At 69.3% G+C, this 19,321-nt stretch carries 17 protein-coding genes; 14 read left to right on the forward strand and 3 right to left on the reverse strand.

Annotated elements, in window-relative coordinates; all coding sequences use genetic code 11:
* Positions 1-30: 30 nt before the first annotated feature.
* Entirely contained in the window at positions 31-1,278 is a 1,248-nt protein-coding gene (locus tag QQA12_RS01315) for an efflux RND transporter periplasmic adaptor subunit (RefSeq protein ID WP_226050582.1), read from the reverse strand.
* A 209-nt stretch (positions 1,279-1,487) separates the two neighbouring features.
* Between QQA12_RS01315 and QQA12_RS01320 the strand changes: the two genes are divergently transcribed.
* The 7 genes from QQA12_RS01320 to QQA12_RS01350 all read left to right on the forward strand — a co-directional run bounded on the left by QQA12_RS01320 (position 1,488) and on the right by QQA12_RS01350 (position 10,104).
* The gene (locus tag QQA12_RS01320; RefSeq protein WP_226050581.1) at positions 1,488-2,804 is read left to right on the forward strand and encodes an amidohydrolase; all 1,317 of its coding nucleotides are present in this window, start codon (positions 1,488-1,490) and stop codon (positions 2,802-2,804) included.
* 212 nt (positions 2,805-3,016) lie between these two features.
* The gene (gene queF / locus QQA12_RS01325) at positions 3,017-3,829 is read left to right on the forward strand and encodes an NADPH-dependent 7-cyano-7-deazaguanine reductase QueF (RefSeq protein WP_054661479.1); all 813 of its coding nucleotides are present in this window, start codon (positions 3,017-3,019) and stop codon (positions 3,827-3,829) included.
* A 104-nt stretch (positions 3,830-3,933) separates the two neighbouring features.
* Positions 3,934-4,233 (forward strand): LysM peptidoglycan-binding domain-containing protein, encoded by a 300-nt coding sequence (locus tag QQA12_RS01330; RefSeq protein WP_054661482.1) that lies wholly within the window; start codon positions 3,934-3,936, stop codon positions 4,231-4,233.
* A gap of 43 nt (positions 4,234-4,276) precedes the next feature.
* Positions 4,277-4,765, forward strand: coding sequence for a hypothetical protein (locus tag QQA12_RS01335; RefSeq protein WP_226050580.1), 489 nt, complete (start codon positions 4,277-4,279; stop codon positions 4,763-4,765).
* Between the two features lie 314 nt (positions 4,766-5,079).
* Positions 5,080-7,305, forward strand: coding sequence for an NADP-dependent isocitrate dehydrogenase (locus QQA12_RS01340; RefSeq protein ID WP_226050579.1), 2,226 nt, complete (start codon positions 5,080-5,082; stop codon positions 7,303-7,305).
* Positions 7,306-7,456: 151 nt separating this feature from the next.
* Positions 7,457-9,175, forward strand: a complete 1,719-nt coding sequence (gene aceK, locus QQA12_RS01345; RefSeq protein WP_226050578.1) for a bifunctional isocitrate dehydrogenase kinase/phosphatase — start codon at positions 7,457-7,459, stop codon at positions 9,173-9,175.
* Positions 9,176-9,234: 59 nt separating this feature from the next.
* Positions 9,235-10,104: an energy transducer TonB gene (locus QQA12_RS01350; RefSeq protein WP_226050577.1), complete on the forward strand. Its 870-nt coding sequence runs from the start codon at positions 9,235-9,237 to the stop codon at positions 10,102-10,104.
* Between the two features lie 75 nt (positions 10,105-10,179).
* Here QQA12_RS01350 and rho read toward each other — a convergent pair whose 3' ends face one another.
* Both rho and trxA read right to left on the reverse strand, forming a co-directional pair.
* On the reverse strand, positions 10,180-11,904 hold the full coding sequence (gene rho / locus QQA12_RS01355; RefSeq protein WP_056931537.1) for a transcription termination factor Rho: 1,725 nt from the start codon (positions 11,902-11,904) through the stop codon (positions 10,180-10,182).
* Positions 11,905-12,125: 221 nt separating this feature from the next.
* Positions 12,126-12,455, reverse strand: a complete 330-nt coding sequence (gene trxA / locus QQA12_RS01360) for a thioredoxin TrxA (protein WP_054661500.1) — start codon at positions 12,453-12,455, stop codon at positions 12,126-12,128.
* Positions 12,456-12,652: 197 nt separating this feature from the next.
* On the opposite strand from trxA, the gene rhlB reads away from it, so the two are divergent.
* From rhlB to QQA12_RS01395, 7 genes are all read left to right on the forward strand, one after another.
* Positions 12,653-14,338: an ATP-dependent RNA helicase RhlB gene (rhlB, locus tag QQA12_RS01365; protein ID WP_054661503.1), complete on the forward strand. Its 1,686-nt coding sequence runs from the start codon at positions 12,653-12,655 to the stop codon at positions 14,336-14,338.
* A gap of 100 nt (positions 14,339-14,438) precedes the next feature.
* A complete protein-coding gene (locus QQA12_RS01370; protein ID WP_054661506.1) occupies positions 14,439-15,125 on the forward strand; it encodes an ATP-binding cassette domain-containing protein in 687 nt (228 codons plus the stop codon).
* Entirely contained in the window at positions 15,122-16,099 is a 978-nt protein-coding gene (ftsX, locus tag QQA12_RS01375; RefSeq protein WP_054661509.1) for a permease-like cell division protein FtsX, read from the forward strand. Before QQA12_RS01370 ends, ftsX begins: the two co-directional genes overlap by 4 nt.
* 7 nt (positions 16,100-16,106) lie before the next feature.
* Entirely contained in the window at positions 16,107-16,949 is an 843-nt protein-coding gene (locus QQA12_RS01380) for a response regulator (protein ID WP_054661512.1), read from the forward strand.
* Positions 16,946-17,680: a uracil-DNA glycosylase gene (gene ung, locus QQA12_RS01385; RefSeq protein WP_054661515.1), complete on the forward strand. Its 735-nt coding sequence runs from the start codon at positions 16,946-16,948 to the stop codon at positions 17,678-17,680. The genes QQA12_RS01380 and ung overlap by 4 nt, the downstream gene beginning before the upstream one ends.
* A 180-nt stretch (positions 17,681-17,860) precedes the next feature.
* Positions 17,861-18,736: an RNA polymerase sigma factor RpoH gene (gene rpoH / locus QQA12_RS01390; RefSeq protein ID WP_054661518.1), complete on the forward strand. Its 876-nt coding sequence runs from the start codon at positions 17,861-17,863 to the stop codon at positions 18,734-18,736.
* Positions 18,737-18,914: 178 nt separating this feature from the next.
* Positions 18,915-19,316 carry a GFA family protein gene (locus tag QQA12_RS01395; protein ID WP_054661521.1) on the forward strand — a complete coding sequence of 134 codons (402 nt, stop codon included), beginning with the start codon at positions 18,915-18,917 and terminating at the stop codon, positions 19,314-19,316.
* The last annotated feature ends 5 nt before the right edge of the window (positions 19,317-19,321 follow it).

The raw sequence follows: 19,321 nt of genomic DNA on the forward strand, positions 1-19,321 counted from the left end.
CGCGCCAGCGGCCGTGGCGCGCGCGCGGCCTCAGCGCGGGCCACGACCACCCCGGCCGCCGCCGCGCTTCTCGCTGGCGGCCTTCAACTGCGCCTCGGTCGGCTCCGGCGGTGCCTGGCCCGGTTGCAGCGGAATGACCTTGACGCCTTCCTTGAGCCGGAACTGGCCCTCGGTGACCACCTTGTCGCCCGGCTGCAGGCCCTTGCTGATGACCACGTGGCTGTCGTCGACCTGGCCACCCTGCACCACGTCGCGCAGGGTGACGGTGTTGTCGGGCTTGACCAGGTAGACGAAATCGCCGGTGCTGCTGCGCTGCACCGCTTCGGCCGGCACCACCACCGCGCCGGGCAGCTCGTCGAGCTTCATGCGCACGTTGACGAACTGGCCCGGCCACAGCGCCTTGTCGGCGTTGGGGAACTCGGCGCGCAGGCGGAAGGTGCCGCTGGTGGCGCTGATCTGGTTGTCCACCACCTGCAGCTTGCCGTCGGCGTTGACCACGCTGCCGCCGGCGCGGTCCAGCGTCGCCGCTTCCAGTGGCCCCTTGCCCTGCGCCGCGCGCACCGCGTCCAACTGCTGTTCGGGCAGGTTGAACAACACGTAGATCGGCTGCAGCTGGGTGAGGGTGACGATCGCCGTGCCGGCGCCGACGACGTTGCCCGGGTCGACCGCGCGGATGCCGGCCACGCCGTCGATGGGCGAGACGATGCGGGTGTAGCCCAGCTGCACCCTGCTCTGGTTGGCCGTGGCCTGGGCGGCGGCCACCGCCGCCTGGTACTGGGCCACCTGGTTGCGGAGGGTGGTCAGATCGGTCTGCGCCACGTACTGGCGGTAGGCCTCGGAATTGGAACGTTCGTAGTTGGACTGGGCGGTGGCCAGCAGGGCCTGGTTCTGGCGCTGGCTGGCGAGGGCCTGGTCGTACTGGGCCTGGAAGGTACGCGGGTCGATCCGGGCGAGCAGGTCGCCCTTCTTCACCGACTGCCCTTCCTTGAAATCGACGCTCAACAGCTCGCCACCGACCTGCGGGCTGACCGTGACCGTGTTGTAGGCGGCCACCGTGCCCTGCGCGGTGACATACACCGGCACGTTCCTGCGCTCGGCCGCCACCGCGGTGACCGGCACCGGGTCGCGCGCCCTGTCGCCGCCGCCCCGGCCGCCGCCCGCGCCCTCGGCCTGTGCCGCGCCCCCGGCCTGTTTGCCGCCTCCCATCATCCGGTAGCCGATTCCCGCCACCAGCAGGATGGCGATGACGAGCAGCACGATCTTCCAGAAACGCGACATGCAAAAACTCCCGATGAACCGATGGGCGAGGGGGCGGGCACAACGGCGCAGAGCATAACGCCGGGCCATGACAGCGGCTGCATGACCGATGGGCCACGCGCTCTGACCGGCATGGGGGGTGAACGGTTCCGGGCGGCATCGGTTGACACTCGTCGCCCCGGTTCGTTTGCCCTACATTCACATCTCGATTGCCGACGAGGAATGCCTGGATGATCCGCAAGACCGTTCTGTTGACCGCGCTGTCGTGCGCCCTGGCCCCCGCGGCCGCGCTGGCCGCCGACGCCCAGCGCCCGGAGGTCGAGGCCGCCGCGGCGCGCCTGCAGCGCCAGGTGGTGGAGTGGCGCCGCGACTTCCACCAGCATCCGGAGCTGTCCAACCGCGAGGCACGCACCGCCGCCAAGGTCGCCGAGCGCCTGCGCGCGATGGGCCTGCAGCCGAAGACCGGGGTGGCCGTGCACGGCGTGGTGGCGGTCATCAAGGGCGGCCTGCCGGGCCCGAAGATCGCCCTGCGCGCGGACATGGATGCGTTGCCGGTGACCGAGCAGACCGGGTTGCCGTTCGCCTCCACCGCCACCGCCGAGTACCGCGGCGAGAAGGTCGGGGTGATGCATGCCTGCGGCCACGACGCCCACACCGCCACCCTGCTCGGCGTGGCCGATGCGCTGATGGCGATGCGCGACAAGCTGCCGGGCGAGGTGATGCTGATCTTCCAGCCGGCCGAGGAGGGCGCGCCGCCGCCGGAGCAGGGCGGCGCCGAGCTGATGCTCAAGGAAGGGCTGTTCAAGGACTTCAAGCCGGAGGCGGTGTTCGGCCTGCATGTGTTCTCCAGCGTCCAGGCCGGGCAGATCGCCGTGCGCGGCGGCCCGCTGATGGCCGCCTCCGACCGCTTCTCCATCACCGTCAACGGCCGCCAGACCCATGGCTCGGCGCCATGGAACGGCATCGACCCGATCGTCGCCGCCTCCGACCTGATCGGGACCGCGCAGACCATCGTCAGCCGCCGCGCCAACCTGTCCAGGCAGCCGGCGGTGCTGACCTTCGGCGCGATCAAGGGCGGCATCCGCTACAACATCATCCCCGACGCGGTGGAGATGGTCGGCACCATCCGCACCTTCGACCCGGACATGCGCCGGCAGATCTTCGCCGACCTGCGCAACGTCGCCGAGCACACCGCCGCCGCGCACGGCGCCACCGCCACCACCGACATCTATGAGAAGGACGGCAACCCGGCGACGGTCAACGACCCGGCGCTGACCGCGCGCATGCTGCCCAGCCTGCAGGCGGTGGTCGGCAAGGACAACGTCTACGAGCCGCCGCTGCAGATGGGCTCGGAGGACTTCTCGCTGTACGCGCAGCAGGTGCCGGCGATGTTCTTCTTCGTCGGCTCCACCGGCGCCGGCATCGACCCGGCCACCGCACCCAGCAACCACTCGCCGAAGTTCCTGCTCGACGAGAAGGCGCTGGACGTGGGGCTGCGCGCGCTGCTGCAGGTGTCGCTGGACTACCTGCACGGCGGCGCCGGCTGAGCCCCGGCCGGCCTTGCCCGGGCTGTCGACGGCGCGCGGCCGGCTCGCCGCGCCGCCGTCCTGGCGGGCGGTCACTGACGGCGGCCCGCGGCCGCCACTCCAGGTTCCGGTGGGCGGCATGGCCCGCCGACGCCGACGCCGGCGTGTGAGGGGGCGCCGGCGGCGGCAGGCGGTGCAGCCACGGCTCACCTGACAACTCCTACAATCCGCGCATGAATACCCCCCACGATTCCAGCCTCGGCCGCGAGGTCGCCTACCCCTCGCAGTACGACCCGGGGCTGCTGTTCCCGATCCCGCGGGCCACCGCGCGCGCCGAGATCGGCCTCGCCGCCGCGCTGCCGTTCGTCGGCCAGGACCGCTGGCATGTCTATGAGCTGGGCTGGCTGGACATGCGCGGCAAGCCGTGCGTGGCCACCGCGACGCTGTGGGTGCCTGCGGCCTCGCCCAACCTGGTCGAATCCAAGTCGCTCAAGCTCTACCTGAACTCACTCAACGCGGCGCGTTTCGCCAGCGCCGCCGACGTGCGCGCACGCATCGCCGCCGACCTGTCCGCCTGCGCCGGGGCCGGGGTCACGGTCGAGTTCGGCCTGCCGCCGGTGGCCGACGCCGAAGGCGAGAGCATCGACGGCCTGGAGCTGGACATCGACCACTATGGCCCGCCGCAGGCCGGCTTCCTGCACGCCGATGGCGGCGAGGCGGTCGCCGAGACGCTGGTCTCGGCCCTGCTCAAGTCCAATTGCCCGGTCACCGGCCAGCCCGACTGGGCCAGCGTGAGCATCCGCTACGCGGGCCCGCGCATCGATCGCGGCGGCCTGCTGCGCTACCTGGCCAGCTACCGCGACCACGCCGAGTTCCACGAACAGTGCGTGGAGCGCATCTTCCTCGACCTGGTACGCCACTGCGGTTGCCATTCGCTGGACGTGGAGGCGCGCTACACGCGCCGCGGCGGGCTGGACATCAACCCGCGCCGGTCGACCGCCGACTTCGCCGCCGGGCACCGTCCGTTCCGCGACCCACGCCAGTAATCCGGCCCGGGTACCCGGTGGGTATACGCCGGCTTTACGCCGGCGCGATGGTTCCTTAACGCGGCCGGTGCAATGGTGACAGCCAGCCGAGGAGGAACGACCCGATGAGCAATGACAAAAAGGCCGATTTTTCGGATGTGACGTCCACCGTGGACAGCACCGCCGCCGTCGCGCCGAAGGCCGATTTTTCCGATGTGACCGCGCGGGTGGATTCCACCGCGCAGATCGCGGGCGAACAACAGTACACGGTGCAGAAGGGCGACAGTCTTTCCCGGATCGCCAAGCACCTGTTGGGCGACGCCAATGCCTGGAAGCAGATCTTCGAGGCCAACCGCGATGTCCTTTCCGACCCCGACAAGATCTTTCCCGGGCAGACCCTGAAGATTCCCCCGCGCCAGGGTTGAGGCCACCAGGCCCAGCGCCTTTTCCCACATTCCGGAGCATCCCATGAAGAAGACTTCGTTCAGCAGTGTCCTGATGATCACCCTGGCCGGCACCCTGGCCGTGGCCGGTTGCAAGAAGAATGAAGAGGCCGCGCCGCCGCCGATGGAAAGCACCCCGGCGCCGGCGCCGATGAGCGAGCCGGCACCGCCGCCGCCGGCCGCGCCTGCGGTCAGCGTCACCTCGATCACCGTCGGCACCACCGCCGCTGCCGACAAATCGGTAACCCCGGTGGCCATGATCGGCGACAAGGACAAGATCATCGTGTCGGTGAAGACCGACGGCGCCGCGACCAACGCCACCCTGGCTGCCAAGCTCACCTACCAGGACGGGCAGGTGGCCGGCGAGCAGAGCGCCGCGCTCACCACCAGCGGTGCGGAGACCACCAATATCGAGTTCAGCAAGGCAAGCGCATGGCCCGCCGGCAAGTACCGCGTGGACGTGACCCTGGATGGCCAGCCGGCCGGCACCACCCAGGAGTTCGAAGTGAAGTAGCAAGCGGCAGCCACCTGTCGCCCTCTCTCCCGACAGGTGCAGGCCATGGGCGCAGTCGCAGGACTGCGCCCTTTTTTTGTTGCCGCGTCAGCGCCGCTGGTGCGTGTGGATGGCGATGCCCGGGTTGACGACGGCGCCCGCGCCTTTGGCCGCCGCTGCGCCCCCCGGCTGATGCGTGCCACATGAGCAGATGCCATGAGCCGGCGTGGCGGCGCGCTGCCGCGACCGTACCGGCCCGTTTTGCCGGAACCGTCACGACGCGCGACAATGCGGTGCTGAGTCCCTGCCTTTACTTCCGACGGAAACCATCCCCCATGTCCGATACGCCGAAGATCATCTACACGCTCACCGACGAAGCCCCGTTCCTGGCGACGCAGTCGCTGCTGCCGATCATCGATGCGTATGCCACCACCGCCGGCATCGCGGTGGAGACCCGCGACATCTCGCTCTCCGGGCGCATCCTGTCGCAGTTCCCGGACTACCTGCAGGGCGGGCAGAAGATCAGCGACGATCTGGCCGAGCTCGGCGAGCTGGCGACCCGTCCGGAAGCCAACATCATCAAGCTGCCCAACATCAGCGCCTCGGTGCCGCAGCTCAAGGCCGCGATCAAGGAGCTGCAGGACCAGGGCTACGCGCTGCCGAACTACCCGGACGCACCGGCCGACGACGTCGCGCGCGACATCAAGGCGCGCTACGACAAGGTCAAGGGCAGCGCCGTCAACCCGGTGCTGCGCGAGGGCAACTCCGATCGCCGCGCGCCGCTGTCGGTCAAGAACTACGCCCGCAAGCACCCGCACCGCATGGGCGCGTGGAGCAGCGACTCGAAGTCGCACGTCGCGCACATGGACGACGGTGATTTCTACGGCAGCGAGAAGTCGGCCACGCTGGCCGGCGCCGGCAGCCTGAAGATCGAGCTGGTGCAGGACGATGGCCGGACCGTGGTGCTCAAGGACAAGACCGCGGTCAAGGCCGGCGAGATCGTCGACGCCTCGGTGATGTCGCGCCGCGCGCTGGCCGCGTTCGTCGCCGCGCAGATCGCCGATGCCCGCGCCCAGGGCGTGCTGTTCTCGCTGCACCTGAAGGCGACCATGATGAAGGTCTCCGACCCGATCATGTTCGGCGTGGTGGTCGAGGAGTTCTACAAGGACGTGCTGGGCAAGTATGCCGCCGAGCTCAAGCAGGCCGGCTTCGACCCGAACAACGGCATCGGCGACCTGTACGCGCGCCTGCCGTCGCTGCCGGAGGCCACCCAGGAAGCGATCAAGGCCGACATCGCCGCCGAGTACGCCAAGCGCCCGGCGGTGGCGATGGTCAACTCCGACAAGGGCATCACCAACCTGCATGTGCCCAGCGACGTGATCGTCGACGCCTCGATGCCGGCGATGATCCGCGACTCCGGCCGCATGTGGAATGCCGAAGGCAAGCTGCAGGACACCAAGGCGCTGATCCCCGACCGCTGCTACGCCGGCGTCTACCAGGCGGTGATCGAGGACTGCAAGGCGCATGGCGCGTTCGACCCGGCGACCATGGGCAGCGTGCCCAACGTCGGCCTGATGGCGCAGAAGGCCGAGGAATACGGCAGCCACGACAAGACCTTCCAGATCCCGGCCGACGGCACTGTGCGCGTCAGCGACGAGGCCGGCAACGTGGTGTTCGAGCACAAGGTCGAGGCCGGCGACATCTGGCGCATGTGCCAGGCCAAGGACGCGCCGATCCAGGACTGGGTCAAGCTGGCGGTCAGCCGCGCGCGCCTGAGCAACACCCCGGCCGTGTTCTGGCTGGACGCCAACCGCGCGCATGACGCGCAGATGATCGCCAAGGTCGAGAAGTACCTGAAGGACCACGATACCCAAGGCCTGGACATCCGCATCCTGTCGCCGGTGGAGGCCACGAAGTTCTCGCTGGAGCGAATCCGCAAGGGCCAGGACACCATCTCGGTGACCGGCAACGTGCTGCGCGACTACCTCACCGACCTGTTCCCGATCCTGGAGCTGGGCACCAGCGCCAAGATGCTGTCGATCGTGCCGCTGATGGCCGGTGGCGGCCTGTTCGAGACCGGCGCCGGCGGTTCGGCGCCGAAGCACGTGCAGCAGTTCGTCGAGGAGGATTACCTGCGCTGGGATTCGCTGGGCGAGTTCCTGGCCCTGGCCGCCTCGCTGGAGCACCTTGCCCAGCGCTACGACAACAAGGCCGCCGCGGTACTCGCCAAGGCACTGGACCAGGCCAACGGTACCTTCCTCGACAACGACCGCTCGCCGGGCCGCAAGCTGGGCACCATCGACAACCGCGGCAGCCACTTCTACCTGGCCATGTACTGGGCGCAGGCGCTGGCCGCGCAGGACGAGGACGCCGCGTTGAAGGCGAAGTTCGCGCCGCTGGCCAAGGCGCTGGCCGACAACGAGCAGAAGATCGTCGAGGAACTGGTCGCGGTGCAGGGCAAGGCCGTGGACATCGGCGGCTACTACCGCCCGGACCTCGGCAAGACCAGCCGGGCGATGCGCCCGAGCGCGACCCTCAACGCCGCGCTGGCCGCGCTCTGATCGCACCCGCCGCGGTGGTTTGACCCCGGACCCGCATCGCCCTGGCGATGCGGGTTTTTTTGCGCCCCGCGCCCGCGCGTCCACGCCGCCAGGGCGCGGGCCAGTCCGGTGCGGTAGGGTGGGGGCCGGCGCCCCGACTCCTCCACTGCCGATGCCTGCCACCGAATCCGCCCACGCCATCGCCGCCTGCATCCACGACGGCTTCGAGGACTACCACGCCCGGTTTGCCGCCATCACCCGGCGCGCACGCGGGCGTTTCGAGCAGCGCGACTGGGTGGCGGCACGCCAGGATGCGGTCGAGCGCATCGCGCTCTACGACCTGTGCGTCGGCGAGTGCATGGCGCGCCTGCAGGGCATCGCCGGCGGACGACCCGGCCGCGAGGCCTGGGTGCAGGTGCGCGCGGCCTTCGCCACGCGGGTCGCCGGGCTGATCGACGGCGAACTGTACAAGACCTTCTACAACACCCTGACCCGGCGCCTGTTCGCCACCCGCGGGGTGGACGATGCCATCGAATTCATGGCGCTCGAGATCGAGCCGTCGGACGCCATCACCCACCCGGTGGCGCGCCACGTCTATACCGTTTCCGAGGCGCGCCCGGCCGAGGCTTTCGAGCGCATGCTGGCCGACTACCGCTTCGACGTGCCCTACCGGCACCGGCTGCGCTGCGCCGCGGCCATCGCCGTGCGCCTGCACGATGACCTCGCCCACTGGGGCCCGAACCCGGTGCGTGCCATCGAACTGCTGGACACCGTGTTCTACCGCGAACGCCGCGCCTACCTGGTCGGGCGCGTGTTCGGCGAGCATCGCTTCTCACCCTGCGTGATCGCGCTGGTCAACGACGGCGACGATGGCCTGCGCGCCGAGGCAGTGCTCAGCGGGCGCCGCGACGTTGCGCACCTGTTCGGCGTGTCGCGCAGCTATTTCCAGGCCGACCTGCCCACCGTCGCCGACGCGGTGGTGTTCCTGCGCAGCCTGCTGCCGGGCAAGCCGGTGGACGAGATCTACACCGTGCTCGGCCGCGCCAAGCAGGGCAAGACCGAGCGCTACCGCACCTTCTTCCGCCATTTCCAGCAGCACCCGGACGAGCGGCTGGTGCAGGCCGAAGGCACCCCGGGCATGGTGATGGCGGTGTTCACCCTGCCCAGTTACCCGCTGGTGTTCAAGCTGATCCGCGACCGCTTCGCCTGGCCCAAGACGGTCAGCCGCCAGGACGTGGAGGACCGCTACGCGCTGGTGTTCAACCTGGATCGCATCGGCCGGCTGCTGGACGCGCAACCCTACCGCCACCTGCGCTTTCCGCTGGCCCGCTTCGCCCCCGAGCTGCGCCAGGAGCTGCTGGACAGCTGCGCGCGCAGCGTGCGGGTCGAAGGCGATGACCTGGTGATATCGCTGTGTTACGTGCAGCGGCGGTTCCGCCCGCTCAACCTGTACCTGCGCGAACAGACCCCCCAGGCCGCGCGCGCGGCGGCGCTGGACTACGCGCAGGCCATCACCGACATGGCGCGCAACGACATCTTCCCCGGCGACATGCTGCTGAAGAACTTCGGTGTCTCGCGCCATGGCCGCGTGGTGTTCTACGACTACGACGAACTGTGCCGGGTCGGCGACTGCACGTTCCGCGACTGGCCGCAGCCGCGCGATGCCGCCGAAGCCCTGGCCGCGGAGCCGTGGTTCCATGTCGCGCCCAACGACGTGTTTCCCGAGCGCTTCCCTTTGTTCATGGGCCTGCCGCGCCCGCTGATGGAGGCGGTGCGCGAGGCGCACGGCGACCTGTTCGACCCCCGCTGGTGGCGCGGCCTGCAGGCCGCCTTCGCCCGCGGCGAATTCCCCGATACCCCGCCCTACCCACGCGCACTGCGGCTGGCGTGAACATCGCCGCCGGAAGCGCTACAGTCGCGTCCTGGATATGGAGTGGCAAGGAGAGCGTCATGCTGAATTCGTTGCGTCGCGGGGCCGTGCTGGCTGCGTTGCTGTTGGTGACTGTTGCCGCGTCGGCCGCCGGGCCGGGGGCGGTGCGCAAGCAGGCCGAGATGGGCATGCAGCTGTCCGGGCAGATCGATATCGCGCCCGATGGCAGCGTGGAGGCGGTGCGGCTGGACCAGCAGGACCGGCTGAGCGCGGAGCTGGCCCGTTTCGTGCGCAGCTCGGTGATGGGCTGGGCCTTCGTTCCGGTGGTCCGCGACGGCAAGCCGGTCGCCGCGCGTTCGCCGTTGATGCTGCGCCTGGTCGGCAGGCAGCTGGAAGACGGCAGCACCCAGGTGGCCATCCGCAGTGCCACCTTCGCGGCCTACGATCCGGAAAGCCGGAGCGCGGTCACCGCCTTGAAGATGACGCCGCCAAGCTACCCGCGCGCGATGTACGAGGTGGGGGCGCAGGGCAATGTCTACCTGGTCCTCAAGGTCGGGCGCGATGGCCGCGTCGCGGACGCGTACGTGGAACAGGTCAACATGACCGTGGTGGCCAGCGAGGGCCAGATGCGCCGGTTCCGCCAGGTGCTGGGTGGCAATGCACTGGCCGCGGCGCGCAAGTGGGAGTTCCGTGTACCGGTCGAAGGCGAGGACGCGGACGCGCCGCACTGGAACGTGCGCATGCCGGTGCGCTATGCGATGGTCGACCAGGGCCGATCATTGCCGGACGAGTACGGCACGTGGCAGGCCTACATCCCCGGACCGCGCGAACGCGCGCCATGGATCAGCGACGAGGACTGGGAGAACGGTTCGGACGCGCTGGCCGACGGTGGCGTCTACATGGCCGGCCGCGGCGGCGGGCCCAAGCTGCTGACGCCGCTGGAGGGCTGAGCGCGCCGGTTGCGCCAGCCACGAAAAAGCCCCGCGTTCGCGGGGCTTTTTCGTTACAGCGGTTCCGGCGGGAAATCAGCGCTTCATCGAACCGAAGAACTCGTCGTTGGACTTGGTGTTCTTCATCTTGTCGAGCAGGAATTCCATCGCCGCGATTTCGTCCATCGGGTGCAGCAGCTTGCGCAGGATCCAGATCTTCTGCAGCAGCTCCGGCTCGATCAGCAGGTCTTCGCGGCGGGTGCCGGAACGGTTGATGTCGATGGCCGGGTACACGCGCTTCTCGGTGATGCGGCGGTTCAGGTGCACTTCGCTGTTGCCGGTGCCCTTGAACTCTTCGTAGATCACCTCGTCCATCTTCGAGCCGGTCTCGACCAGCGCGGTGGCGATGATGGTCAGCGAGCCGCCTTCCTCGACGTTGCGCGCGGCGCCGAAGAAGCGCTTCGGGCGGTGCAGGGCATTGGCGTCCACGCCACCGGTCAGCACCTTGCCGGAGCTGGGCACGACATTGTTGTAGGCACGCGCCAGGCGGGTGATCGAATCCAGCAGGATCACCACGTCCTTCTTGTGCTCGACCAGGCGCTTGGCGCGCTCGATCACCATTTCGGCCACCTGCACGTGGCGTGCGGCCGGCTCGTCGAAGGTCGAGGAGACCACTTCGCCGCGCACGGTGCGCTGCATCTCGGTCACTTCTTCCGGGCGCTCGTCCACCAGCAGCACGATCAGGTGCACTTCCGGGTGGTTGGTGGTGATGGCCGTGGCGATCTGCTGCATCATCATCGTCTTGCCCGCCTTGGGCGGGGAGACGATCAGCGCGCGCTGGCCCTTGCCCTGCGGTGCCATCAGGTCGAGGATGCGGCCGGTGATGTCTTCCGAGGAGCCGTTGCCGCGTTCCAGGGTGAAGCGCTTGCGCGGGAACAGCGGGGTCAGGTTCTCGAACAGCACCTTGTTCTTCGACGCTTCGATCGGCTCGCCGTTGATGGTGTCGACGATGTTCAGCGCGAAGTAGCGCTCGCCGTCCTTCGGGAAGCGGATGCGGCCGGCGATGTGGTCGCCGGTGCGCAGGTTGAAGCGGCGGATCTGGCTGGGCGAGATGTAGGTGTCATCGGGACCGGCCAGGTAGCTGGCCTCGGCCGCACGCAGGAAGCCGAAGCCGTCGGGCAGGATTTCCAGCACGCCGTCGGCGGCCACGCCCTCGCCATGGCGGGTCAGCACCTTGAGCAGGGCGAAGATCACGTCCTGCTTGCGGGCGCGGGCCACGCCGTCGGTGATCTGCAGCTGCTCGGCGATCTCCAGCAGCTTGTGCGCCGGCATCTTCTTCAGATCGCTCAGCGAATAGACCGGGAAACCCTCCGGCACCGACGGGTGCGGGCGCGGCACGAAGGTCTCGTTGCCGTTGTCGCCGGGCAGGCCGTCGTCGCGGAAGCGGTCACGGTTGCGCTCGCGGCGGTTGCGGAAGCGGTCGCGGCGATTGCCCTGGCCCTGGCCCTGACCTTGCTGATTCTGCGGGTTCTGCTGGCCATGGCGCTGGGCGTTGTTGTTGCCGTCGCGCGGCTCGCCGCCTTCCTGGCCGCCGTGCGGGTTGCCGGCCGGCGCGGACGCCTGGCCTTCGTTGCCCGGGGCCGGAGCGGCCGGGGCGGGGGAAGCGTCGCCGGCCGGCAGCGGCAGGGCGGACTGGGCCGGGGCGGAAGCGGGGCTGCTGCTGTCGGCGGCCTCGGCGGCCTTGGCGACACGCGGCTTGCGCACGCGCTTCTCGACGGGCGCGTCGGCGCTCCCGGTTTCGGAAGGAGTGTTCTCGGACAAGTGCTTGATTCCTCTCGCTGACGTGCGAGCGCCTGACAGGGCGGCGAACTGGTTGGGAATGATCCGGACGAGAACCCGGCCGGAGGGTGCGGCAGGCCAAAGCTGCCGGATGCGGCGACACTAACACCGCCGCGCACGGCGGTGCAAGGTGGCGGGAAACGCCCGTTGGGCCGCGGTAAGGCTGGCCCGGAGCCGGCGGCCACGGCCGCCGGCGGGAGGGATCAGGCCAGCGCCTTGTCGATCATCTGGCTCAGCTGGCCCTTGCCGACGGCGCCGATCTGGGTGGCCTGGATCTGGCCATCCTTGAACAGCAGCAGCATCGGGATCGAGCGCACGTGGTACTTGACCGCGGTCGCGCGGTTGTCGTCGACGTTGAGCTTGGCGATCTTCAGCTTGCCGTCGTAGGCGTCGGCCAGTTCGTCCAGCACCGGCGAGATCATCTTGCAGGGGCCGCACCATTCGGCCCAGAAGTCCACCAGCACCGGGGTGTCGGACTGCAGCACGGCGGCGTCGAAATCGGCATCGCCGACGTGTAGAACCTTATCGCTCACTTGAGGAGTCTCCTGGGGCAATGCGACGGCCCATGCCGGGTTGGCTGCCGCATTGCGCTAAACTGGGGCATTGCGCGGACCTAAAGGCTTGGCCTTGCGTCGCGCGACCCGGCGCAGGGGCCGCAGTGTGCGACGGTGCCCGATACGATGCAAGCCGCCCGGCCAACCTGGCCGGCTGGCACTACCAAGACCAAATAATGAGCGACAAACCGCTGACTGATGTGACCTTTTCCTCCTTCGAGCTGCACCCGGCGCTGTTGGCCGGGTTGGAAGGAGCCGGATTCACCCGCTGTACCCCGATCCAGGCATTGACCCTGCCGGTGGCCCTGCCTGGCGGCGACGTCGCCGGCCAGGCGCAGACCGGCACCGGCAAGACGCTCGCGTTCCTGGTGGCGGTCATCAACCGGCTGCTGATCCGGCCGGCGCTGGCCGACCGCAAGCCGGAGGATCCGCGCGCGCTGATCCTGGCGCCGACCCGCGAGCTGGCCATCCAGATCCACAAGGACGCGATGAAGTTCGCGTCCGACTCGGGCCTGCGTTTCGCCCTGGTCTACGGTGGCGTCGACTACGACAAGCAGCGCGAGCTGCTGCAGAAGGGCGTGGACGTGATCATCGCCACCCCGGGCCGCCTGATCGACTACGTCAAGCAGCACAAGGTGGTCTCGCTGCATGCCTGCGAGATCTGCGTGCTGGACGAAGCCGACCGCATGTTCGACCTGGGCTTCATCAAGGACATCCGCTTCCTGCTGCGGCGCATGCCCGAGCGCACCACCCGCCAGACCCTGCTGTTCTCGGCCACCCTCAGCCATCGCGTGCTGGAGCTGGCCTACGAGCACATGAACGAGCCGCAGAAGCTGGTGGTGGAGACCGAGACCGTCACCGCCGAACGCGTGCGCCAGCGCATCTACTTCCCGGCCGACGAGGAGAAGCTGCCGCTGCTGCTGGGCCTGCTCTCGCGCAGCGAAGGCGCCCGCACCATGGTGTTCGTCAACACCAAGATGTTCGTCGAGCGCGTGGCGCGTTCGCTGGAGAAGGCCGGCTACCGCGTCGGCGTGCTGTCCGGCGACGTGCCGCAGAAGAAGCGCGAGAGCCTGCTCAACCGCTTCCAGAAGGGCCAGCTGGAAATCCTCGTGGCCACCGACGTGGCCGCGCGCGGCCTGCACATCGACGGGGTCAAGTACGTCTACAACTACGACCTGCCGTTCGACGCCGAGGATTACGTGCACCGCATCGGCCGCACCGCGCGGCTGGGCGAGGAAGGTGACGCGATCAGCTTCGCCTGCGAGCGCTACGCGATGGGCCTGCCGGACATCGAGGCCTATATCCAGCAGAAGATCCCGGTCGAGCCGGTCACCACCGAGCTGATGACCGCGCTGCCGCGTCCGGAACGCGCGGCGCCGGCCGAAGGCGAGGCCGACGAGAACGAAAGCGTCGGTGCGATCTTCCGCGAGGCGCGCGAAGCCCGTGCCGCGGAGGAAGAGCGCCGCGGTGGCGGCCGCAGCGGTGGTCGCTCCGGCGCTGGCCGTGGCGAACGCCGCGACGGCGAGCGCAAGCCGCGTGGCCCGCGCAAGCCGCGTGTCGAGGGCGAGCAGGTGGCTGCCGCCGCCGAACCGGCCGCGGCCCCGCGCCCGCCGCGTCCGCCACGCGCCGAAGGCGCACCGGAGGCCGCGGTGGAAGGCGAGCGCGCGCCGCGCAAGCGCCGCCGTCGTCGCCATGGGCGTCCGGTCGAAGGTGCTGAAGCCGCCGTCGCCGCGCCCGCGGCTGCATCCGGCAACGGGCCGGTGCAGGTACCGGCCACGCCGATGCGCGCGTCCGGCAATGACAGCGATTCGTTCCTGACCCGCCTGGGCCGCAAGATCCGGCGGATGCTGTCGGGCGATTGATCGATGCGCCGGCCCATGGCCGGCGCTGTCGTCGGCCCGCATCGTTCGCGGCCCTGGCATCGCGATGCACGCCGCGCTTCGGCTCCGGCATAATCGGGGCATGAGCGTCCTGCGTTTCGACAATGTCAGCAAACACTATGCGGGCGGCCACCAGGCGCTGGTGGACGTCAGCTTCGAGGTGGCGGCCGGCGAGATGCTGTTCGTCACCGGCCACTCCGGTGCCGGCAAGAGCACCCTGCTGAAACTGATCCACCTCAGCGAGCGCCCGACCCGTGGCGCCGTGCTGTTCGGCGAGCGCAACCTGCTCAAAGTGCGCGGCGGCAAGGTGGCGCTGCACCGCCGCGAGGTCGGTGCGGTCCACCAGGACCACCGCCTGCTGATCGACCGCAGCGTCGGCGAGAACGTGGCGTTGCCGCTGATCCTGCGTGGCGACCGGCGCGCCGACACCGGCAAGCGGGTGCGCTCGGTGCTCGAACGGATGGGCCTGGGCCATCGCGAGAAGGCGCTGCCCACGCAGTTGTCGGCCGGCGAGCAGCAGCGCGTGGGCATCGCCCGCGCGATCGTCGCCGAACCCCGGTTGCTGGTGGCCGACGAGCCGACCGGCAACCTCGACCCGACCCTCGCCGCGGAGATCATGGCCCTGTTCGCCGAACTGCCCGGCCGCGGCACCAGCGTGCTGGTGGTCAGCCACGACCTTCCGCTGCTCAAGCGCATGCGCAAGCGCGTGCTGATCCTCGACCACGGCCGCCTGGTGGACGACATCTCGCCGCAGGACCTGGCCGAATGAGCAGGGACGCGAACAAGGCCGAGGCCGCGAACAAGCCCGCCGCCCATGCCACGCCCGCGCCGTCGCGGCTGCGCGTGTGGTTCGCCCACCACCTGCACAGTGTGGTCTTCAGCCTTGGCCGCGCGCTGCGCAAGCCATGGGCGACGGTGCTGACCGTGGCGGTGATGGCGCTGGCCCTGGCACTGCCGCTGGGCCTGTCGATCGCGCTGGACAACCTCAAGCTGTTCGCCGGCAGCGTGCAGCAGTCGCGCGACATCAATCTGTTCCTCAAGCCCGAAGTCGACAGCGCCGCCGCGCAGGACGTGGCCGCGAGCCTGCGGTCGCGCGCCGACGTGGCCGGCGTGGTGCTGCGCACGCCCGACGAAGGCCTGGCCGAACTGCGCCAGAGCGCCGGGCTGGGCGAGGCGATCGACGCACTCGGCGAGAACCCGCTGCCGACGCTGCTGATCGTCACCCCGGCAGGGGACCAGGACATGGCCCTGGCCGAGTCGCTGCAGGCCCTGCCGCAGGCCGACCTGGTCCAGCACGATGCCCTGTGGCGCCAGCGCCTGGACGCCTGGCTCGGGTTCGGCGCGCGCCTGGTGCAGGTGCTGTCGCTGCTGCTGGGGCTGGGGGCTGTGCTGGTGGTCGGCAATACCGTGCGGCTGGACATCCAGGCGCGGCGCGAGGAAATCGGCGTGCTGCAGCTGCTGGGCGCCAGCGACGGCTTCATCCGCCGTCCTTTCGTCTACCTGGGCGCCTGGTACGGCCTGGCTGCGGGTGCGCTGGCATTGGCGCTGATCGGCGCCTGCGGCCTGGCCCTGCGCCCGCCGCTGGCGGCGTTGACCGGTAGTTACGGCAGCGCGTTCACCCTGCATGGGCTCGATGCGCTGCATTCGGGGCTGGTGGTGCTGGGCACGGTGATCCTGGGCTGGCTGGGCGCGTGGCTGGTGACCGGGCACTTCCTCAGGCAGACTCGCCCGACCGATACCTGACACGCGCATGTCCACCCACGAGCTCAAGCATCTGATCAGCGACGCCCCCCGGGTGATGGTGGTCGATGGTTCAAAACTGGTGCGCAAGCTGATCTCCGACGTGTTGCAGCGCGAGCTGCCGGACGTGGAGGTGGTGGGCTGTGCCGGCATCGAGGAAGCGCGCACGGCGCTGGCGACCGGCCCGGTGCACCTGGTCACCACTTCGCTGGCCCTGCCCGACGGCGATGGCCTGGCGCTGGCGCGCAGCGTGCGCGAGGCGGCCGGGCAGGCCTACGTGCCGGTGATCGTGGTGTCCGGCGATGCCCAGCGCCACCTGGAGCAGCGCCGCTTCAACGAGTTCGTCACCGATTATTTCGACAAGGCGCTGGGCCACGAGGCGCTGGCGACCTTCATCCGCGGCTACGTGCAGCCCGAGCCGGTGCCCGGCGCGACCGTGCTGTATGTCGAGGACAGCCGGGTGGTGGCCGAGGCCACCAAGCGCATGCTCGAGCGCCACGACCTGCACGTGGTGCACGTGCTCACCGCCGAGGACGCGTTCTCGCTGCTGACCGCCGAATCGCTGGGACGCACCACGCGCCGCATCGACCTGGTGCTCACCGACGTCACCCTCAAGGGCGAGCTCAATGGCCGCGACGTGGTCGAGCGCGTGCGCATCGACTTCGGCTACGGCAAGCGCCGCCTGCCGGTGCTGGTGATGACCGGCGACAGCAACCCGCACAACCAGTCCGCGTTGCTGCAGGCCGGTGCCAACGACCTGGTGCAGAAGCCGATCGAGGAGCGCCTGCTGGTGACCAAGGTGCTGTTCCAGCTGCGCCTGACCCGGCTGGCACAGCCGGCCGCGGCGCTGTGAGCGCGGCACCGAACATCCAGCTCGAACCGGGCTGGAAGGCACGCATCGGCGACTGGCTGCTGCGCCCGGACATGCGCGAGCTGTCGGCCTTCCTGCGCCAGCGCAAGGCCGCCGGTGCGCGGGTGTTCCCGCCGGGGCCGCAGATATTCGCCGCGTTCGACGCGACCCCGTTCGAGCAGGTGAAGGTGGTGGTGCTCGGCCAGGATCCGTACCACGGCCTCGGCCAGGCCCATGGCCTGTGCTTTTCGGTGATGCCGGGGGTGCCGGTGCCGCCGTCGCTGCTGAACATCTACAAGGAGCTGGAAGGCGACGGCAACGTCGCGCCGCCGTTCCAGCGCCCGGACCACGGCTGCCTGCTGCCCTGGACGCGGCAGGGGGTGCTGCTGCTCAACGCCGTGCTGACGGTCGAGGAAGGCCGCGCCGGTGCCCACCAGGGCAAGGGCTGGGAGGGTTTCACCGACCATGTGGTCGATGTCCTCAACCGCGAGCGCGAAGGGCTGGTGTTCCTGCTCTGGGGCAGCTACGCGCAGGCCAAGGGCAAGGTCATCGACACCCGCCGCCACCGCGTGCTGAAGGCGCCGCATCCCTCGCCGCTGTCGGCCCACCGCGGCTTCCTCGGCTGCCGCCATTTCTCCCAGGCCAACGAGTACCTGGTGCGTCGTGGCCAGGCGCCGATCGACTGGCGCCTGCCGCCCCGGGCGGCGCTGGACGCCCAGCTCGCCGGCGGCTGAACGTCGCGGGGTCCTGTCATGCGGCGGTGACCGGCTTCCTGCTAGGCTGGGTCGATGTCCCCGCTGATCCATCCGGGGAGTTTCAGGGGTGCTTCCAGGGTTGTTTTTCAACAAAAATGGAACGCTGGAACTTTTTCTGTACCGGGCAGTCCAATAGTTCGACTGCTAAGATGAGGTCCTATGAGCCAGAACACCTCCACTGCCCTTGTGGCGAACAATCTTCCGATTCCCAGTGCGCTGGGTTCGCTGGATGCCTACATCGGTGCCGTGCACCAGATCCCGGTGCTCTCGGTCGATGAGGAACAGGAACTGGCGCGCCGCTTCCGCGACGAGCAGGACCTGGATGCCGCGCGCGAGCTGGTGCATTCGCACCTGCGTTTCGTGGTGCACGTGGCCCGCGGCTACAACGGCTACGGCCTGCAGCTGGGCGACCTGATCCAGGAAGGCAACATCGGCCTGATGAAGGCGGTCAAGCGCTTCGACCCGGACATGGGCGTGCGCCTGGTCTCCTTCGCTGTGCACTGGATCCGTGCCGAGATGCACGAGTTCATCCTCAAGAACTGGCGCATCGTCAAGGTCGCCACGACCAAGGCGCAGCGCAAGCTGTTCTTCAACCTGCGCAAGTCCAAGACCCGCCTGGGCTGGATGAACGCCGCCGAGGTCAGCGCGGTGGCCCGGGACCTGAACGTCTCCGAGCGCGAAGTGATGGAGATGGAGTCGCGCCTGTCCGGTCGCGACGTCGGTTTCGATGCGCCGTCCGACGAGGACGACGACCATGCACCGCCGTCGCCGGCGGCGTACCTGGTCGCGCGCGACGAAGACCCGTCGCAGGCCTACGAGCGCGAGGACAGCGAGGAAAACCAGCTGCAGCTGCTGCGCGAGGGCCTGGCCAACCTGGACCAGCGTTCGCGCGACATCATCGCCCGCCGCTGGCTCGATGCCGACAGCAAGGTGACGCTGCAGGAGCTGGCCGACGAGTACGGCGTGTCGGCCGAGCGCATCCGCCAGATCGAGGCCAACGCGCTGAAGAAGATGAAGGCGCTGTTCACCGCCTGATCGCCACGCCGCCAGGCTGGCATGCGAAGAGCCCGGGGAAACCCGGGCTTTTTCGTTGCCGCTCGCCGGTACCGGCGCGGACATGCCGGCACCGCCTTGCGGAACCGCGACCGCGGGTGGCTTCGGTGGCGTCGCCGCGGTGTAGATTGCGTGGATGCATCCACGAATGGAGACGACGATGAAGGGAACCTGCCTGTGCGGCGCGGTTGAAGTGGTGGCCGGCGATGCGACGCAGATCGGCCTGTGTCATTGCAGCATGTGCCGGCGCTGGACCGGCGGGCCGTTCTTCGCCGTGCATTGTGACGACAAGGTGCAGTTCAGCGGCGCTGCGCTGAAGACCTTCCGCTCCTCGGAGTGGGCCGAGCGAGCGTTCTGCGGTACCTGCGGCAGCACGCTCTACTACCGGCTGGTGCCCGATGGCGAGTACTACGTCTCGGCCGGGCTGTTCCAGGACCAGGCCTTCGAACTGGCCAGCCAGATCTTCATCGACGAGAAGCCGCCGTTCTATGCGCTGGCCAACCAGACGCCGACGCTGACCGGCCAGCAGGTGTTCGAGCAGTTCGCCGGCGGCAACGGCTAGGCCCG

Origin of the sequence: Stenotrophomonas sp. 17(2023), from assembly GCF_030345315.1 — a bacterium.
Taxonomy (GTDB): domain Bacteria; phylum Pseudomonadota; class Gammaproteobacteria; order Xanthomonadales; family Xanthomonadaceae; genus Stenotrophomonas; species Stenotrophomonas acidaminiphila.

What these genes read in the sequence shown, in the direction of transcription:
- rhlB (WP_054661503.1), top strand. Translation starts at nt 12,653, where the DNA reads ATGAGCGACAAACCGCTGACTGATGTGACCTTTTCCTCCTTCGAGCTG.
- rpoH (WP_054661518.1), top strand. Translation starts at nt 17,861, where the DNA reads ATGAGCCAGAACACCTCCACTGCCCTTGTGGCGAACAATCTTCCGATT.
- QQA12_RS01335 (WP_226050580.1), top strand. Translation starts at nt 4,277, where the DNA reads ATGAAGAAGACTTCGTTCAGCAGTGTCCTGATGATCACCCTGGCCGGC.
- QQA12_RS01320 (WP_226050581.1), top strand. Translation starts at nt 1,488, where the DNA reads ATGATCCGCAAGACCGTTCTGTTGACCGCGCTGTCGTGCGCCCTGGCC.
- QQA12_RS01330 (WP_054661482.1), top strand. Translation starts at nt 3,934, where the DNA reads ATGAGCAATGACAAAAAGGCCGATTTTTCGGATGTGACGTCCACCGTG.
- queF (WP_054661479.1), top strand. Translation starts at nt 3,017, where the DNA reads ATGAATACCCCCCACGATTCCAGCCTCGGCCGCGAGGTCGCCTACCCC.
- aceK (WP_226050578.1), top strand. Translation starts at nt 7,457, where the DNA reads ATGCCTGCCACCGAATCCGCCCACGCCATCGCCGCCTGCATCCACGAC.
- QQA12_RS01370 (WP_054661506.1), top strand. Translation starts at nt 14,439, where the DNA reads ATGAGCGTCCTGCGTTTCGACAATGTCAGCAAACACTATGCGGGCGGC.
- QQA12_RS01380 (WP_054661512.1), top strand. Translation starts at nt 16,107, where the DNA reads ATGTCCACCCACGAGCTCAAGCATCTGATCAGCGACGCCCCCCGGGTG.
- QQA12_RS01340 (WP_226050579.1), top strand. Translation starts at nt 5,080, where the DNA reads ATGTCCGATACGCCGAAGATCATCTACACGCTCACCGACGAAGCCCCG.
- QQA12_RS01395 (WP_054661521.1), top strand. Translation starts at nt 18,915, where the DNA reads ATGAAGGGAACCTGCCTGTGCGGCGCGGTTGAAGTGGTGGCCGGCGAT.
- QQA12_RS01350 (WP_226050577.1), top strand. Translation starts at nt 9,235, where the DNA reads ATGCTGAATTCGTTGCGTCGCGGGGCCGTGCTGGCTGCGTTGCTGTTG.
- ftsX (WP_054661509.1), top strand. Translation starts at nt 15,122, where the DNA reads ATGAGCAGGGACGCGAACAAGGCCGAGGCCGCGAACAAGCCCGCCGCC.
- QQA12_RS01315 (WP_226050582.1), bottom strand. Translation starts at nt 1,278, where the DNA reads ATGTCGCGTTTCTGGAAGATCGTGCTGCTCGTCATCGCCATCCTGCTG.